Annotated in this window: 15 protein-coding genes and 2 pseudogenes; 6 read left to right on the top strand and 11 right to left on the bottom strand. The window is 43.4% G+C overall.

Translation table 11 applies throughout. The annotated features are described in order from the left end of the window. The first annotated feature begins 99 nt into the window (after positions 1–99). The gene (locus tag BCU34_RS18205; RefSeq protein ID WP_102479274.1) at positions 100–834 is read left to right on the top strand and encodes an RNA methyltransferase; all 735 of its coding nucleotides are present in this window, start codon (positions 100–102) and stop codon (positions 832–834) included. 517 nt (positions 835–1,351) lie between these two features. On the opposite strand, the gene fdxA is transcribed toward BCU34_RS18205, so the two are convergent. Next, positions 1,352–1,675, bottom strand: a complete 324-nt coding sequence (gene fdxA / locus BCU34_RS18200) for a ferredoxin FdxA (protein WP_017631334.1) — start codon at positions 1,673–1,675, stop codon at positions 1,352–1,354. A 255-nt stretch (positions 1,676–1,930) separates the two neighbouring features. Between fdxA and BCU34_RS18195 the strand changes: the two genes are divergently transcribed. Further along, positions 1,931–3,562: an NAD(P)/FAD-dependent oxidoreductase gene (locus BCU34_RS18195; RefSeq protein WP_102479275.1), complete on the top strand. Its 1,632-nt coding sequence runs from the start codon at positions 1,931–1,933 to the stop codon at positions 3,560–3,562. 120 nt (positions 3,563–3,682) lie between these two features. Here BCU34_RS18195 and BCU34_RS18190 read toward each other — a convergent pair whose 3' ends face one another. From BCU34_RS18190 to BCU34_RS18180, 3 genes and pseudogenes are all read right to left on the bottom strand, one after another. Further along, positions 3,683–5,143, bottom strand: a complete 1,461-nt coding sequence (locus tag BCU34_RS18190) for a hypothetical protein (protein ID WP_102479276.1) — start codon at positions 5,141–5,143, stop codon at positions 3,683–3,685. Between the two features lie 196 nt (positions 5,144–5,339). Then, positions 5,340–6,788, bottom strand: a complete 1,449-nt coding sequence (locus BCU34_RS18185; RefSeq protein WP_102479277.1) for an ABC transporter substrate-binding protein — start codon at positions 6,786–6,788, stop codon at positions 5,340–5,342. A gap of 186 nt (positions 6,789–6,974) precedes the next feature. Next, a pseudogene (locus BCU34_RS18180) lies at positions 6,975–7,064 on the bottom strand (5,6-dimethylbenzimidazole synthase); the annotation flags it as partial. A 433-nt stretch (positions 7,065–7,497) separates the two neighbouring features. On the opposite strand from BCU34_RS18180, the gene BCU34_RS18175 reads away from it, so the two are divergent. From BCU34_RS18175 to BCU34_RS18165, 3 genes are all read left to right on the top strand, one after another. Then, positions 7,498–8,703 (top strand): DEAD/DEAH box helicase, encoded by a 1,206-nt coding sequence (locus BCU34_RS18175; protein WP_102480713.1) that lies wholly within the window; start codon positions 7,498–7,500, stop codon positions 8,701–8,703. A gap of 116 nt (positions 8,704–8,819) precedes the next feature. Further along, entirely contained in the window at positions 8,820–9,224 is a 405-nt protein-coding gene (locus BCU34_RS18170; protein ID WP_102480714.1) for a PPC domain-containing DNA-binding protein, read from the top strand. 67 nt (positions 9,225–9,291) lie between these two features. After that, positions 9,292–9,915, top strand: coding sequence for a PolC-type DNA polymerase III (locus BCU34_RS18165; RefSeq protein ID WP_102480715.1), 624 nt, complete (start codon positions 9,292–9,294; stop codon positions 9,913–9,915). A gap of 85 nt (positions 9,916–10,000) precedes the next feature. On the opposite strand, the gene BCU34_RS18160 is transcribed toward BCU34_RS18165, so the two are convergent. Then, positions 10,001–10,837: a DUF6279 family lipoprotein gene (locus BCU34_RS18160; protein ID WP_102480716.1), complete on the bottom strand. Its 837-nt coding sequence runs from the start codon at positions 10,835–10,837 to the stop codon at positions 10,001–10,003. Positions 10,838–11,119: 282 nt separating this feature from the next. Here BCU34_RS18160 and BCU34_RS18155 point away from each other — a divergent pair, with 282 nt between their 5' ends. Continuing rightward, positions 11,120–11,293, top strand: coding sequence for an RNA helicase (locus BCU34_RS18155; protein ID WP_102480717.1), 174 nt, complete (start codon positions 11,120–11,122; stop codon positions 11,291–11,293). 140 nt (positions 11,294–11,433) lie between these two features. Here the strand turns inward: BCU34_RS18155 and dbpA are convergent, their stop codons facing one another. From dbpA to BCU34_RS18125, 6 genes and pseudogenes are all read right to left on the bottom strand, one after another. After that, positions 11,434–12,813, bottom strand: coding sequence for an ATP-dependent RNA helicase DbpA (dbpA, locus tag BCU34_RS18150; RefSeq protein WP_017064348.1), 1,380 nt, complete (start codon positions 12,811–12,813; stop codon positions 11,434–11,436). Positions 12,814–12,961: 148 nt separating this feature from the next. Beyond that, complete coding sequence (locus tag BCU34_RS18145) at positions 12,962–13,870, bottom strand: aldo/keto reductase (RefSeq protein ID WP_102480718.1); 909 nt, start codon at positions 13,868–13,870, stop codon at positions 12,962–12,964. 217 nt (positions 13,871–14,087) lie between these two features. After that, entirely contained in the window at positions 14,088–14,675 is a 588-nt protein-coding gene (locus BCU34_RS18140) for a hypothetical protein (RefSeq protein ID WP_102480719.1), read from the bottom strand. 210 nt (positions 14,676–14,885) lie between these two features. Next, entirely contained in the window at positions 14,886–15,782 is an 897-nt protein-coding gene (locus BCU34_RS18135) for a PstS family phosphate ABC transporter substrate-binding protein (RefSeq protein ID WP_102480720.1), read from the bottom strand. 54 nt (positions 15,783–15,836) lie between these two features. After that, positions 15,837–16,475: an OmpA family protein gene (locus BCU34_RS18130; protein ID WP_102480721.1), complete on the bottom strand. Its 639-nt coding sequence runs from the start codon at positions 16,473–16,475 to the stop codon at positions 15,837–15,839. After that, a pseudogene (locus tag BCU34_RS18125) lies at positions 16,475–17,788 on the bottom strand (TolC family outer membrane protein). Before BCU34_RS18125 ends, BCU34_RS18130 begins: the two are co-directional and overlap by 1 nt. Positions 17,789–17,795 lie beyond the last annotated feature (7 nt).

Below are 17,795 nucleotides of genomic sequence, written 5' to 3'. Positions count from 1 at the left end.
GATCGCTTTTGCTTTTTATATGGATCGCATTGAGTTATCACGCTTTTGGTTATCCAACCTTTGCTCTATAATGCGCGGGCTTATATCTAGGATAAAAACATGATTTCAAAAAACCAATTAAAACTCCTTCGTGCTTTGGGCCAAAAGAAACAACGTAAAGCCCACGGCCTGTTTCTAGTTCAAGGTGAAAAGAACGTTCTTGAGCTGTTCAATAGTGAATTAGTCGTGAAGAACGTCTTTGCTACTGCTGATTTCCTATCTGAAAATCACGCATCATTGATTGAGTTTGATTGTGTTGAAGCCTCGCTAGACGATCTAACCAAAGCGAGCACCTTGGTGAGTAACAATGCCGCAATTGCGGTGGTTGAGATTCCAAAGGTTGAATTACCAGAAGCTACCGGCTTAATGATTGCGCTGGATGGTGTGTCAGACCCTGGCAACCTAGGTACGATTATTCGTGTAGCTGACTGGTATGGCATTAAACATATCGTTGCGAGCAGCGATTGCGCAGACCCATACAACCCTAAAACGATCAGCGCGACTATGGGCAGCTTTGGCCGAGTACACGTAAGCCAAACAGACTTACCTGCTTACTTAGAGCAAGCGAACCTGCCGGTTTACGGCGCGTTTTTAGAAGGCGAAAGTGTTCATAGGACTGAGTTTACTGCAAATGGCATTTTGCTGATGGGCAGCGAGTCTCACGGTATCCGTGAACACGCCGCTAAATACGTGACAGATAAAATTACGATTCCAGCATTCGGTGGAGCAGAGTCACTAAATGTAGCAATGGCGACAGGTATCATCCTCGATAACATGCGTCGTCAGCATAGCTAGTCAATTCAAGATTAAACAGCTAGTTAGAATTAGCGGATACAAAGAGCAAGATTCCCTATCTTGCTCGTCCCTCGCAGTAGGGAATGACGAAATTCAACTGAGCTTCATCGTCAACATAGTTAATAGAATCAAGAATATACGACTAGCCAGAATTAGCGGATACAAAGAGCAAGATTCCCTATCTTGCTCGTCCCTCGCAGTAGGGAATGACGAAATTTAACTGAGCTTAATCGTCAACATAGTTAATAGAATCAAGAATATACGACTAGCCAGAATTAGCGAATACAAAGAGCAAGGTTCCCTATCTTGCTCGTCCCTCGCTGTAGGGAATGACGTAACTTAGAGGTAGAGACAAAACCAACCACCAGCTCTCACCGCACAAAGCATCAAGTAGATTTTGAAATATAACGTTTGCAAGTAGGTCAATAGTTAACTGAATCATCAGCCGTCATCCTCAAGAAGGAGGGACGACTGAGTTGGGGATCTTTTTTGGGAAGGTTTATTTCAAGTAGCAGAATTACTTTTCTAGCATTGCCAACTTATCAGACACACCATTCCACTTTTCAGCGTCATCCATTGGTGCTTTTACTTCCGTTTGTACCGGCCAGATTTCTGCAAGTTCAGCATTCACTTCGATAAAGATCTTTTGATCTTCTGGCAACTCATCCTCTTGGAAGATTGCTTGAGCATCACATTCAGGTACACATAAACCACAATCAATACATTCGATTGGGTTAATTACCATGAAATTGGGGCCTTCATGGAACGCATCTGCGGGACACACGGCCACACAGTCTGTGTATTTACATTGAATACAATTATCGCCTACGACAAATGCCATGATGCTCTGCTCTATAAGTTAGTCAAAATTGAAGAATGGGGATAATACTCATCCCAAAGCAAAATTCAACATCATACGGCTCTAATATCATGCCTATTTGCTCCTTGTTTCTAAATTATTATGACAGATAAATCAATTTCTCGTAAAATGCGCGCCATTGTGAGCTTATCGCTACTTTGAACATCAGTGTTTTCATCCAAGCTCTGTATTCAGAATACGATCTAGCTAAGACACCTATAAAAACGAGACATCGAAATGATACGTTTAACCGAAATTAAACTCCCACTAGACCACGAAGAGTCTGCTATTCAAGACGCTATTGAAGCGAAACTTGGTATTAACTCTGATCAGGTACTCTCTTTTAATATCTTTAAACGTGGCTACGATGCTCGTAAGAAATCAAAGATCTTACTTATCTACACGCTTGACGTTCTCGTTGAAAACGAAGCAGAGTTGTTGGAACAATTCATTAGCGACCCACACGTAAAAGTCACTCCTGATATGGAGTACAAGTTTGTTGCTAAAGCGGTTGAGAACCAAACTGAGCGCCCTGTGGTTATCGGTTTTGGCCCTTGTGGTCTATTCGCTGGCCTTGTGCTTGCTCAAATGGGCTTCAACCCAATCATCGTCGAGCGTGGTAAAGAAGTTCGTGAACGTACCAAAGATACCTTTGGTTTCTGGCGTAAGCGTACACTGAACACCGAATCAAACGTGCAGTTTGGTGAAGGCGGTGCAGGCACATTCTCTGACGGTAAGCTTTACAGCCAAGTTAAAGATCCAAAACACTACGGCCGTAAAGTAATCGAAGAGTTCGTTGCAGCTGGCGCACCAGAAGAAATCCTTTACGTGAGTAAGCCGCACATCGGTACCTTTAAACTGGTTACCATGATCGAAAAGATGCGCGCTTCTATCATTGAACTCGGCGGTGAAATCCGTTTCAGCACTCGTGTTGACGACATTCATATGGAAGATGGTCAAATCACTGGCCTAACGCTTTCTAACGGTGAAGAGATTAAATCTCGTCACGTGGTATTGGCTGTTGGCCACAGTGCTCGTGACACGTTTGAAATGCTGTACGATCGTGGCGTTTACATGGAAGCGAAGCCTTTCTCTGTGGGTTTCCGTATCGAACACAAGCAATCGATGATCGATGAAGCTCGTTTCGGTAAGAACGCAGGCAACCCAATCCTAGGTGCTGCGGACTACAAACTGGTTCACCACTGTAAGAATGGCCGCACTGTATACAGTTTCTGTATGTGCCCAGGCGGTACTGTAGTAGCTGCAACGTCTGAAGAAGGCCGCGTAGTAACTAACGGCATGAGCCAATACTCTCGTGCAGAACGTAACGCAAACAGCGCAATCGTTGTAGGTATCGACCCTGAGCGTGACTACCCAGGTGATGCATTGGCTGGTATCCGTTTACAACGTGAACTAGAAAGCGGAGCTTACGTTCTTGGTGGCGAAAACTACGATGCCCCTGCTCAGAAAATCGGTGACTTCTTGAAAGGTCGCGATCCAAGTGCAATCGGTGAAGTACAACCGTCGTTCACTCCGGGTATCCACCTGACTGACATTTCAAAAGCGCTGCCTGATTTTGCTATCGAAGCGATTCGTGAAGCAATCCCTGCATTTGAGAAGAAGATCAAAGGCTTCTCTACGCCAGACGGTCTACTAACAGGTGTTGAAACTCGTACGTCTTCCCCTGTATGTATCAAACGTGGCAAAGACTTCCAAAGCATCAACCTTAAGGGCTTCTTCCCTGCAGGTGAAGGTGCAGGCTACGCGGGCGGCATCCTGTCTGCTGGTATTGATGGGATTAAGGCTGCAGAAGCGCTAGCACTATCAATGGTAGAGCAGAACCAAGCTGAGAAAATTGAGATCGCTTAAGCACGTTCAATAAAGCAAAGCTAGATTGCGATCAATTAAAACTAAAAATCCAGTGTTTTGTCGACACTGGATTTTTTATTAGGAACAATTTATCGGTGTTAAGTGCTCACTCGAGTAACCTTACTCGCAGCTTTCTTTTGACCAATTCACACCATCATCTGAACACTCAAATCGACTTGTTCCATTTTGGTAATAATAACCTTTAGTCCAGTTACCTTGAGAATATTTAGACGTTATCGTCTGAGTGTAATCAAACGGTGTATTTTCAATGTACGCATACTTATGTCTGTTCCAGCTGTCAGAACCGTAAGAACTGTTGTCATCAAAATCTACCGATAGGTAATTAAGCGCATCGAAATCACTGCGCGATACACTATCCAATGAATCACCTAGATTAACCCACTCTGGGTGTGGTGCGTTATTCTCAAAATTAAATTTCGCTTGTACTTGGGTAAACTGATCTTTGTAGTCACCGACAAGATCTGCCGACAAGGTTTGCATGAATCCAGCACCGACATTTTGACGTGAACAACTGTCCCAATCAGGTTGTTTAGACCAACCACGGTTCAACACACCAAAGGTCGCGAGTGAGTTAGGCAAAACCTGTTGCTTGATCGTCTCTTGCACCGAACATGAATATTCCGTTCCATCACTATCCAATGAGAACCAAGCTTCTTTATCATATTCCAAACCATTTTTCTTTTGGCTATTACGCTCAATATGCTTATTTAACGACAGTTCGGTCTGCAAGTCAGCGGACACTTCATGTTCAATAACAATCAGCTTGTCAGCGGTCATCACTGTTTTAACTTTATACCACTTATTAATTTCGTTCTTCTTAGTGTAATCCCAATGCTCCCAGTAATAATCAACATAAGCTTGCTGGGCTTTTGGGTTCTCTTTTTGAATCTCTTTCGTCTCTTGATACGACTTTTTAATCGCCGGCATCATCTTCTGCGCTAACTCATAGAGCTCAGTATTTTGATCTTTAACGAAATCACCATACAAATCCTCCACTGCGATGTTGTATCGGTTCGCAATTCGGAAGTCATGATCTTTCACATTTTGGATAATGCTATTTTGGGTGTTTACGGCTTGCTTTAAAGCTGAACAACTGTTTAAGCCACCTTTATACAAGTCGGCTTGAATTTCATTCCATAAAACGGTTGTCAGCGGTGTTGTAGACTTAATCTCCTGATCGGAACTCACCGTCATGACCGGGGGAAATACTAATTGATAAGGTTCAGTGATTGGCGTGTTAGGGCTGTCCGCATCTATTGCGCCAACCGGCACGTTTACTACAATTGGTGCATAATTCATACAGTCAGAATTAGAACCCGTTAAAGAAAGCTGATAACTGCCCTCATCGTCCGTGATACTACTCGGCTCTCCCTCATCTAATACGCCATTATAATTGATATCTAGAAACGCGGTCGCCCCGGAAATATATCCGTCAATGGCGACACCTTGTAAGGTTTTCGTTTGAGGAGCAGGAGCACTTGTATTGCTACCGCCGCCTCCTCCGCCACAAGCAGTAAGGCCACCAGCCATAAGTGCGATAGAAATAAACTTAAGTTTCATTCGATTAGATCCTAATGAAATAGATTAATGATTGGGACTGTCATTGGGGGGATGACCGAAAGTGACTTTGATAGTCATGCTGAGTCATAGTAACGATTGGTATCAAAAAGAAACACGAAAGGGTGATAGCAAATTCGTGCATGTTTTCATTTTGAACAGAAACTAAAAGATGGGCAATGGATTTAGAAAGGATTAATTACTTCTCGCTTGAAGATATCCAAAGCTTATAAAAATCACTATAGCCGGTTTGGTTTATCTCTACACCATGAACTTCAACACTGTTAAATACCTTCTCTTTCCCATGAAATAACGGGCAAAGTAACTTCTGTTGATAAAGCGACTGTTCAATCTCTTTCAACTCGTTGATTGGGTTTTCGCCACTCGCGGCTGATCGAACTCTCTTACAATGCGCCTTCATCTCGGCACTGTTAAAAATAAATCTGAGTCCAGACGAGGCAAGTAGCCAATCGTAAAGGCCATACTCTTTTGGCTGTTCGATAACTTCTTCAATGAATAACAGGTCTGCCAACTCACTCATGGAGCTAGGATCACTGATGTTGGGAAGCTCTACAACTTCAATAGTGACACCAGTCTTTGTAATAGTTTGTTGTAGCCAGTCAGCCATATCTTGAAGTAAAGGAATCGTCATTCTAGGTTGAGTTAACACAACAGTGCCCGGTTTATTAAAACTCAGGGTATGATCATTTAAGCCTTCGATGTCCGTGAGTGTTATCTGTTCTAACAAGGCATTTTGAGAAAAGTAACCTCGGTGACGTTTAAGAACCAAGCGTTCTTTGCTCCAATCAACTAATGAGAAAGGACCTGTTCCGATATAGGCACTGCGGCCACTCGAAAAATAAGTACGCTTGCAACGATAAATGGACGCGTGTGGGCTGCTCAATGCATAGAGAAACATTGGGTTTGCGTGTGTCAGCTCAATAGTCAGTTGTTTATCACCCACAACTTGAACATCACTGACCTGTTCAAATAACGACTGCACCGGACCATCAATATTTTTTAACCGCAACAAGCATTGAGCAACATCTTTAGCTGTTAAAATATCACCATCATGAAACAACACATTCGGCCTCAACCAAAAATGCAGCAAGCGCCCTTCCATCTTCCAATGGTGTGCAAGGCTAGCTTGAGGCCTCCCCTCATGATCTTGAACCAACAGAGTATTGTAGAGACTTCTTAGGATATGATGTTCAGCGGTTCGGTATGTATTTGCAGGCTCAAGGTTATCAACCCACGGATATTGCGTGATCAACAAATGGTCATGTTGTTGATTGAACAGACTATGTTTTTCAGTCGCTAACGTCAGCGCCTTTATTGCAGCAACACCATAGCTTTCTAGAAGTCGGGGAATAACGTTAAAGCGGCCTTGCTCTAACTGAAGCGCTAACACTTGTTCTAATGCTTCGGAGAAGCTGACCAATATTCTAAATTGGCTAAGCTTGCCTCTTCCTTTCGACGGTATCCAACAAATCCAGTGATATTCAGACAAACATTTAAGAACGATAGAGGTGTTTCTACGAGACGTCGACATCGAGTGCTCTAGGTCATCAATCGTGAGATTGTACTCTACACCTATTTCATACTTTGCAATAAGCTGCTGAAGTCTACGTAAGTTAGCGTCGTTCATTGGATTCCAAGCTGGAGCGGTTAATCAAGTGTCATTAATATCAGTGCGGGTTTATAAATTCAACTTTATACTGAAATATCGGTAACGAGCTTTGGTATTTAATATCAATACATTACTAGGACATCAAAGCCTTGAATAACTCCGCTTTATTTGGATTCCACTTACCTTCATGAATCGCTGAATTCACATCTCTTCTGGTAGAAACTGTCCACGAACATCTCGGCGAGAAAAAATCGTTTTATATACTGCATCGCGTTCATTCGGCGTAATTTCCATACATCCCTGTCTGATCGTCGTCTTATTGAGCCAGTATTATCCAACTAAAGTGTCTATGTTGCTAGGGCGTGTTGACCTTTCGTGGTTAAATTTTGTTCGAGATAAAAGCGTTTTAATCGCGGCGAGGGAGAAGTAGCCTAGTAATTCTAAGCAAATCTCCCTCAACAAAGAGTAAAACGCTTTTAGCCGAACCCTTCGGGCAGCGTTTGCTGGTCATTTCTACTACGTTATCGGCTTCTCATGTAGGCTAGTTACACATCGACGCCTCTGCCTTGTATAAATACCCAGCAACTCGCTGCAAAAATCAGCTCGAAAGATCAACATGCCCTAGTAGTACACAAGCAACATGGTAGAATGCCGCCATTAATCTTATCCTTGTATAAGATTGTTAAACCTTTCCATCGCTATTTAGCCAAATCATACCGAGAAACTTATGCCATTTTCCAAGCTTGGATTAAGCTCACCTATTGTTAAAGCCGTTGCAAAACAAGGCTATGAAAAGCCAACCTCTATTCAAGAAAAAGCAATTCCGATTGTTCTTTCTGGTAAGAACCTTATTGCGGCAGCACAAACAGGTACAGGTAAAACTGCGAGCTTTGTTCTCCCTATCTTAGAAGTGCTAAGCAAAGGTGAAACGCAGCGTAAAAAACGTATCCGCGCCGTTATCCTGACGCCAACGCGTGAGCTGGCAGTACAGGTTGAACAGAACATCACTAAGTACGCGAAGTTCTTAAACCTAACATCACTAGCGATGTACGGTGGCGTATCTTACCAACACCAGAAAGACCGCTTAATTGAAGGTGTTGATATTCTAGTTGCAACACCAGGTCGTTTGATCGACATGTATGGACAACGTGCCGTTCACTTTGATGAAGTTGAAGTATTAGTTCTTGATGAAGCAGACCGCATGCTGGACATGGGTTTCATTGAAGACATCAACAAGATCATCGCACGTCTACCACAAGACATCCAAAACCTGCTGTTCTCAGCAACGCTTTCAACACCAGTGCGTGCGCTAGCGAAAAGTGCAATCAGTGAAGCGGAAGAGATTTCGATTGCCAAGACTGACGCATCTAAAGCGAACATTGAGCAATGGTTGGTAACGGTAGATAAAGACCGTAAGTCAGCACTATTGAGCCACATGATTACCGAAGGTAATTGGGATCAAGCGCTTATCTTTATCGAAACTAAACATGGCGCGGCTAAGTTAGTGGCTCAACTTGAAAAGCGTGGCATTCAGGCAGAAGCTTTCCACAGTGGCCGTAGCCAAGCAATTCGTGAAAAGATCTTGGCTGACTTTAAGAAAGGTCGCCTAAAGTACTTGGTAGCGACTGGCGTTGCTGCTCGTGGTATCGATATCGATAACCTAAGCCGCGTAGTGAACTATGACCTGCCTTTCCCAGCAGACGACTACGTTCACCGTATTGGACGTACTGGCCGTGCTGATGCATCTGGCGAAGCAATCTCTTTCCTATCGAAAGATAACTTCAAAAACCTGTGCATTATTGAAAAGCGCCTTGGTCACCTAATTGAGCGCCGTGTAATGGAAGGTTTCGAACCACGTAAAGAAGTGCCTATTTCAGTGCTGAACTTCGTTCCTAAGAAGAAAAGAGAACAGCAAGAGAAAGAAGGCAAATAACGATCAAAGCTTAACTAGCAGCGATAACATGTTAGCCGACGTATTACTTAAACGAAGCCCCATGTGGCTTCGTTTTGTTCTTTGATATACGGATAAAGATAAACAGAGGTATTGAGATGATTACTCCTATCGCAACGAGATTAACCCGCGGCCAAGACCTAAAGCTTGAGCTCCAAAGATTAGTGACCACACACAACATCTCTGCCGGCTCTATCGCGTCTTGTGTCGGTTGCGTCTCTCAACTCAATATTCGTTTAGCTAATGCGAACAACACCAAGCTATTCCAAGCTCCGTTCGAAATAGTCTCTGTGATGGCAACGTTAACGCCTAACCATCAGCACATTCATATATCCGTTGCTGATGAGAATGGCGATGTGATTGGCGGGCATCTACTCGAGGGAACGATTATCGCAACCACGGCTGAATTGATTGTTCACCGCTACGATACTTTGACCTTCCACAGAGAGCATGATGATTCGACGGGTTACACTGAGCTCACTATCAGCAGTAATACGCAATAACTTAATTAATAACAGCACCAAACGCCTCATATAAAGCGATACCACCCAATAGCAATTAGGAAACACGATGGCTCCAAACTCCGCAGACTCCGTTATCGTTCTCGATTTCGAAACCACAGGCTTATCACCAAATATGGGTGACCGAGCGATTGAAATCGGTGCGGTGAAACTCGTTAACGGCGAAGTCGTCGACACCTTCCAACAACTCATGAACCCTGGGTTTCGTGTTAGTGGATTCATTGAAGGTTATACCGGAATCAGTAACCGTATGTTAAGCACAGCTGCAAGCTGTGGAGAAGTGATGGATGAGTTTGCAGACTTCATCCAAGGCAGCCAACTAGTCGCTCATAATGCCTCATTTGATAAGCGCTTTCTTGATGCAGAGTTAGATAACATTAACCGAGGCTACAATGGACAGTTTGCCTGCTCAATGCTGATTGCTCGTCGTCTAATCCAAGACGCGCCAACTCATAAGTTAGGCGACCTTGTGCGTTTCAAGAATATCGACAACGACGGAACTTTCCACAGAGCGTTAGCCGATTCAGAAATGACAGCTAGACTGTGGTTATTGATGATTGATGGACTACAAAGCGACCACGGCATTCAACAACCAAGCTTCCAACTGATGCAGAAAATATCGAAGACAGCGAAAGGCTCTATCCCAAAACTGTTGATGAATAATCGAGGTTAAAACCCTAACCATACGATAATGACTGAAAGGCTGATGGGTTTAACACGATCAGCTTTTTTAGTTATTAACGAAGCTTACTTGTACCCTACTCCTGCAGCGTCACCAGCGTTGATTTGAGACTCTCTAATTCATTCATGAAATAAGACCATTGCTTATCACTGCTGATTGCGGCGATCTCCACCAAAAATTTGGCTGATGTCTGCATATTCTTATTAAGCTTAGATTCCAATTCGTCTGGATAATAAGCTTCGTTATTTAGAAGCAAATTCATAATAATCGGCTGAGCGATATGTAGGTCGGCCTTCTTTTCCATCAGTGTTGTGAGATCTTGGTAGGTATTATTTTGATATTGGCGCCAGTTATCGTTGGTATTTATCCACTCTTGAGACCAAGTATAAATAATCTGTTTTTGTTCTTTCGATACCGATCCTAGCCACCGCTCTAGCCTCTCTTCTATTCGATTTCGATATCGTTCTCTGGAATCTTCGTCATTCAACGACAATCTTTCTTCGTAATAGTCTTGCTGCTTTTCTCTAAAGTTTTTTAAGAACTCGCTATCTTGCTTAGGGCTAAGTTGCATACTTAACGCGTAAACATCGGGCGCAAACTTATTAACGATCGCACGAATATGATTCTTAATTTTCTCACTTTGGTCGATGATAAACGCAGAATTCATATCGGCACGAGCAATACTTTGAATCGCTTCTAATTGAGAAATATACAGAGGTAGTTGAGTTTCTTTATGCCAAGCTTGTAATAAGTCTAGGCGGGCTTCTAGCTCGGACTCTTGGCTATTGGATAACGAAACAAAGTCTTCGATATAGCTGACCGCAAACCAACTGATATTGTTATAGGCGAATTTCGTCCCACACCCAGCAAATAGAAAGCACACCAATATCACTAACCAACGGCATTTTCTCATTTCACCCTCTCACAACCCTTTACTGATCAACGAACCTGTAAACAGGTTTATCAGATTCACCCTTGATCTTATAACATTAGCTATAAAAGCAGCTGATCGTAAAAACTTTCGATAATTTGAGACTTCACCTTGCTAAACCGTCTATTTAGGCAAATGATTAAACTAAAAACAATTAACGGCAGTGATGTAACTTGATTTTTATTACTCATTTGACGTAATACGAACCCTATAAAAGAAACGGGTTAGCGTATTTTCAAATGATTGATATTTGGGAGGCAAGCTATGGCCGCTATTCCTGATCATCCAAGCGATTTAGAATATGAGCTTTGTTATTTTGACGATGGTTCAATAACCACAATCACGATATTCGTTCACAATCGACAGGAAGCGATGAATTGGTATGTTAACGAAGGAAAACATATCAACGATCTTTATTCGATAAGACCCGATGAATAATGCTTTGATATATAGGACTAGGTCGATAAACCTAAAAGAAGAAACTTGAGTGACATTTTGTAGAACACCCTTTACTGCAATGTCGTTAATTAGCAATGTCGTTAATTAGACATATCGCAGCAAAGGGCTTCAGTCTCGAACTACTTCAGGATTCGGGCGCGGAATTGACGACCCTTCATTTTACCTGATTCGATTTTGTTCAGTGCTTTCTTAGCGACAGATCTCTCTACCGCTACATAAGCACGCATTGCGAATAGATTGATCTTACCTACTGATTTACCATCAATACCACCTTGACCAGTCAATGCACCAAGAATATCACCAGCACGAAGCTTAGCTTTCTTACCGCCATCAATCTGAATGGTTACCATGTTTGAGTAGTACGGCTTAGCAATGGGTTTTGCTGGAAGCTCAGATGGCTCAATCGGCATATCCATGTACTCATCAATTTGAGCCACACGGTACATCTCTTTCTCACTAAAGAAGCTGATAGCGACACCTTTGCTTCCTGCACGGCCAGTACGACCAATGCGGTGTACGTGAACTTCAGGGTCGCGAGACAATTCAAAGTTAAATACAGCGTCTAGGTTATCTACATCAAGACCACGTGCCGCAACGTCTGTCGCCACTAGAATAGAGATCGTTTTGTTTGAAAACTGAACCAAAGCTTGGTCACGTTCACGCTGCTCCATGTCGCCATGAAGTTCGATAACGCTGAAACCACGGTGACTCAGCTCATCGTTTACGTTCTGCACCTCTTTCTTAGTGTTACAGAACACAACCGCAGATTCCGGTTGGTGATGAAGTAGTAGCAACTCTAGAGCGTCATCACGAGCTTCAGAACCTTCTAACTTGTAGAAGTGTTGTTGGATGCTTGAATGATCGTGTGTTGATTCAACCTTCACCATTTCTGGGTTGCGCATGATGCGGTCTGCAACAGATTTGATCTGTTTAGGGAAAGTGGCACTGAATAGCAGAGTTTGGCGTTCTTTTGGCGCCGCTTCAATCACTGCATCCAAAGCGTCTTGGAAACCCATTTCTAGCATGCGATCGGCTTCATCTAACACAAGTGTGTTCAGCTCAGACAGGTCGATGCGGCCTTTCTCTAGGTGGTCAAGAATACGACCCGGAGTGCCCACAAGAATGTGTGCGCCATGCTCTAGTGAGCCAATCTGTGGGCCCATTGGCATACCGCCACAAAGTGTCAGCACTTTAATATTGTGAATACCACGAGCAAGAGTACGGATCTCTTTTGCGACTTGGTCTGCAAGCTCACGAGTCGGACATAACACTAAAGACTGAACACGGAAACGCTTAACGCGTAGGTTCTGCAGCACACCTAAACCAAAAGCAGCTGTTTTACCTGAACCCGTTTTACCCTGACCGATAACGTCCTTGCCATTTAGGATAGTAGGAAGACTTAACGCTTGGATCGGCGTCATTTCAGTATAACCAAGAGAATCTAACGTATTTAGAAGCTCTGGTTTAAGGGCGATTGAAGAGAATTTTGAAGTGCTCAATGGAAATATCCAACTGGTGAAAAACAGAGTGCATTATGAGTGTTTTTGAAAATTATTCCACCTTAATCACAGTTTTGCAGAAACATGTTAAGCGAACACAAAAAAGCCAGCTTTGTTAGCTGGCTTTTGCTTCTATACGAATTACTTTCTATGGCACACCGTGACCTTTGGATGCAACCCATACGCGGTACCACTGCTCGCGAGTCAGCTCAATTTTCAGTGAATCAACGGCAGTCTGCACACGTTCAATCTTACCTGAGCCAATAATCGCAATTGGATTAGATGGTAAACGGCGTACCCATGCGTAGATCACTTGATCAATGCTGTCTGCACAGACTTCTAAGCGAATCGCTTCTAGTTCATCACGAACGCGAATCGATTGTGCTGAGTCACCACTGAAGATACTACCACCACCAAGGCAAGACCACGCCATCGGGCGAATGCGGTTCATCTGCAGTTGATCTAGCGTGCCATCATGAGCCACTTCGAAGTTCAATGGGTTGATTTCAACTTGGTTGGTCACTAACGGCTTACCAAGGCGAGATTGAAGCAGTTCGAACTGACGCGGTGAAAAGTTAGAAACACCGAAGTGCTTAACTTTACCTACTTTGTGTAGCTCTGCGAACGCTTCTGCTACTTCATCTGCATCCATCAATACGTCTGGGCGGTGAATCAACAATACGTCGATATCGTTAACACCTAAACGCTCTAGCGAGTTATTTACTGATTGGTAAATATGCTGCGCGCTGGTGTCATAGTGATTGATCTTACGATCAGGAGTGTGGTCACCACATAGGTTAATATCGCACTTGGTGACGATTTGAATATCATCACGAAGGCTTGGTTCAAGCGCCAATGCCTCACCAAATAACTTTTCACATTGGTAGTTACCGTAAATATCCGCGTGATCAACTGTTGTGATACCAAGATCAATGTGTTGCTTCAGGAAAGTCAGGCGTTGTTGCGGGGTCATACCCCATTCTGCTATACGCCAGTATCCTTGCACCAACTCAGAAAGTTCTGGGCCTTGTGGCGCTATCGTTACTTTTGCAACCATGGGTTGTCTCCTTTATCAATACTGAACGTATCCTAAGCTCGTTTTACCGAAGGCTCAACGTATAACAAATGGCAAAGGCAAACGCTTACTAAAAATGTGAGAGCTGCAGAAAAATGAACACTTAAATGAATTATAACTTGCCGTCTGCCCGCGAGCCGCCCTCCTGAAAGGCTGATTTAGCTTAGTAAATAACGAAAGCATCTATAAATTTGAGCAATTAAAAGCGATTTAGTTCAACCATTAAGTTATCACCATCACTCTGTAACTGGACCCAAGGAGAAGACGAACTAGCAGAAGATGAGCCAGGAACGTTCCATAAACTCACTTGATCGGATGAATGGTGTGGCGCATTGATAAATTCAACGAGCTGCTTATCTACCTCATTAAAACCAATGCCTTCACGTTTTGCGTGTTCGAGTTGAGTGACGACATCGAACTCATCTTCCCCAATACGAATTGAACTCAGAGCAAAGCCATCTTGGCGAAGGTAAGCCTGAAGCTTTGTGTAACTTAAGTTTGAATATGGCAAGCCTAAGCGAACCACTTCAATACTTGATTCACCTAACTCCAGTTCAACATAAACATCCAGATCGTAATATTTGGTTTGTTCGCTACAAAGCAGAGTGCCTTCTATATCACCACAATCCATAAGATCGATATCGTTGATATAGTTTTGAGAACTTGGCTGAACAGAACTTGTGTTGAACACAGTTCGCAACCACCAGCTTTCGGTTGCTTGCGCTGAAAATGAAATAGCATTTAGGGACAGCATTAGAGGCAAGATTAGAACTTGAAAGATTTTCATCGACTGGGCTTATTTAGCGCTATATGAAGTGTCCATTATACGTGACCAATCGACAAACAACTGCTCGAGTCGCAAATTTTAGGCGAGAAAAAACGGGCATACATGCCCGCTAGATAAATTCATCACCGAATAACGTAATCCGTCACGTTGAGAACCATTACGAAAGAGAGAATATCACTCTCTTATCACAGTTACAACACACCGTACCCACTACTTGTACCCACCTTCAATAGCAGGTTCTTCAAGCGACAATCTCACTTTATTACGTTGAATAGCTTCCGGCGGCAAACTGATGAAACCGTATTGGTTCAACACCCCTTGATGATCTTGTGACAAGGTAAGCCCAACAAAGAACTTCTCTTGCTCAGTAAAGCCTTTGCGATGCGCTGGAATATTCAAGTACATGTAATAAACCGTTGCTAACGGGTAACGACCAGAGAGGATCGTTTCCTTGTTTAGATCGTAGTTCACACCTAGGTTATCAACCACGCTCAACCATTTCAAGTCCGAGATTTGGTCTGAGTAAACGGTGTAACCAATAGCGGCATCTTCGTCTTCAATCTTATTAATCAGATCAGGTAAATCCGCTAAGAACTGAGTATGGGCGTATTCTCCTTCCGTTCTACACTCGACCCAACTTGAAAAGGTGGTATGCCCCTTCAGGTTATGATCAATGGCGAAGGGCAGCATATGAGTATCTAGACTTTCACCGTTACGGATATCACTGCTTGGTGACCATTTGGGATGTTTAGGATCGTTAGAGCAACCAAACACATCGATAAGTTCAGCGACACTGATGGATGTTGCAGGGTTATTTTCATTGGCTAGAATCGCTATGACATCGGCGGTGAACATCAGCTCTGTCGGCCTATAACCGTAACGCATGTCAAACCTTGCCATCTCTTTGTCTGTCCACTTTTGGGAAGTGATACCAACACGCGAGCGCAGCATGATCATCTGTTCTGGGACGCTGTCACTCAACAAGATTTCTAAGTCGATCTCTTGGCTCTTAAGCAGATCTTCAACAAGCCCTTGCATATTAGGCTCAATCGCGACCAAACCAATGTCACTAGCATCATTCGCAAACGTCAATGCCGAGAACAACATAGGTACAGCAGTAAGCAGTAAGCAGTAAGCCCGGTTTATTAGATAGATATTTCATTACTGGCCTCCTACTGGATCAATCGACGTTTTAGACTCAACATCGCTATTACTATCGAGCTGCATTTCTGAAGTAAAAATGTTCCAAGATGGATTCACTTCCATGCTCTCTGTCTTAATCACCGCAATCATTCTGCGCTTACGCTTGTGAAGATGCTGAGTTAAGCTGGTTATCTGAGTAAACTCTTGTTCGAAGATTCGCGACGCATTGATACCTCTATCAATCAATGCGTCGCGAATCACTCCAGTTCTTTTCTTCGCCAGAGCCTTGTTGTAAGCGTTAGTGCCTTCTGAACTTGTATCTCCAACTAAGGTCACTGATGCATCAGGCTGCTCTCCTAGTAAACGCACCAACTCATTTAATACAGCGGTATGATCAGGTTTAAGGTCATACTTATCAAAATCAAATGCCACACTTAATACTTCAACGTCTTCGACAATTTTCCAATTGGCACATCCTTTAATGTCTACCGTTACACCTTCTGGCGTATCGGCACATAGATCTCGCTGGTTAATCACGCCGTCTCGGTCATTATCTGCTAAGTCATCAATTTGATGGCGTGTCATTGTGGTGTCGGGCGTTTCTGCACAGCCCATAAGCAAAATAGAACTAAGTAGTGCGAGTTTAAAATATTTCATTACTTGTTCTCCCCTTGCCACTCTTCTGGATGTTCGATCCTCAACGCATACGTCAACATCCCCATCGCATTCAATACGCGGTATGCCGCTAACGTTTGATCATATTCGGTGCTAATGAAGTTTCGTCTAGCTAAGAACACCTCGACCTTCGCATCGAGTACATCAAGTAGGCTTCGTCTGCCAACATTGAATTGTTGGATATAACCAAGCTCTGCAATTTTCGCTGCATCCACGTTCTGTTGAAGTAGGGATTTCTGCTGCTCAAGCATCTTGTATGCATTCCAAGCCAACTGTGTGCCTTCTCTAACCTCACGCTCTGTTCTTAATCGGATTGCCCTTGCCTCTTCAACTCGCCATGCTGACGATTCAACTCTGGAGTCGGTAGAGAAGCCATTAAACAGGTCATAATCCATCGTCAGCATCAGTCGAGCGTCTTCATCAACACCACCTGGTGGGTTAGATACGTTGTCATTCTTGTTAGCATGAAGCTCCAGTTTAAGCTCTGGGTAGTAATCCCCTTTCTCTCTACGCATCTCTTTACGAGCGGCGTCGATATCAAACAAAGAGGCTTTGATTTCTGGGTGATTCTCGACAGCTTGTTCAAGTGCGACCTGTGCTGAGCTTGGTAATAGAGCGTAATCAAAACGGGGATAAACTAAGTTCACAGCTGGTTTACCCACTAAGCGTAGGTACTGGGTTTGCAAATCAAACAGATTGTTCTGAGCAGCAATGAGTGAAGATTGCGCTGTCGCAACACGAGCAGAGATCTGAGCCAGATCCGAGTTACTGCTCAGACCTTTGCTCTTTTTTTCTTGGATATCTTGATAGATTTCTTAGTGCTCTTTTACGTTACGTTTAGAAAGCTCCAAAAGCGTCTCTGCCTTAAGAATATCAAGGTAATTTCTAACCACATCTAACGACACATTTTCAGCTCGTGAAATCAGAGTTAAACGCTCAGCCTCGGCTTCGAACGTCAGTCGGTCAACATTCGACGTCGTTTTAAAACCATCGAATAGTAACTGAGAAACTTTAACGCCAATTTCTGTTCTCGTTAGGCCTCGATCATCTGTATCGAGTTTGCTGCCACTGTTGTAGCGCGTCTCTTCATAACCTGCCGCCGCGTACAGATTGACTTGTGGCATATACAAACCACTCGCCGCGTCTCCGTCTCTGACCACCGATTGGTATCGGGAGTACTGCGCCAATATCTCTGGGCTATAGTCGATGGCAAAGGCCACGGACTCTTCTAATGAAGCTGCTTGAGACAGTCCACTCATTAGTAAGCAAGAAGAGAGTAAGAATTTTGAATGCATTACACTT

This window comes from Vibrio sp. 10N.286.45.E10 (assembly GCF_002874195.2).
Taxonomy (GTDB): Bacteria; Pseudomonadota; Gammaproteobacteria; order Enterobacterales; family Vibrionaceae; genus Vibrio; species Vibrio crassostreae.
Note: the sequence above shows the minus strand (reverse complement) of the source record. Positions and strands in the feature narration are given on the sequence as shown.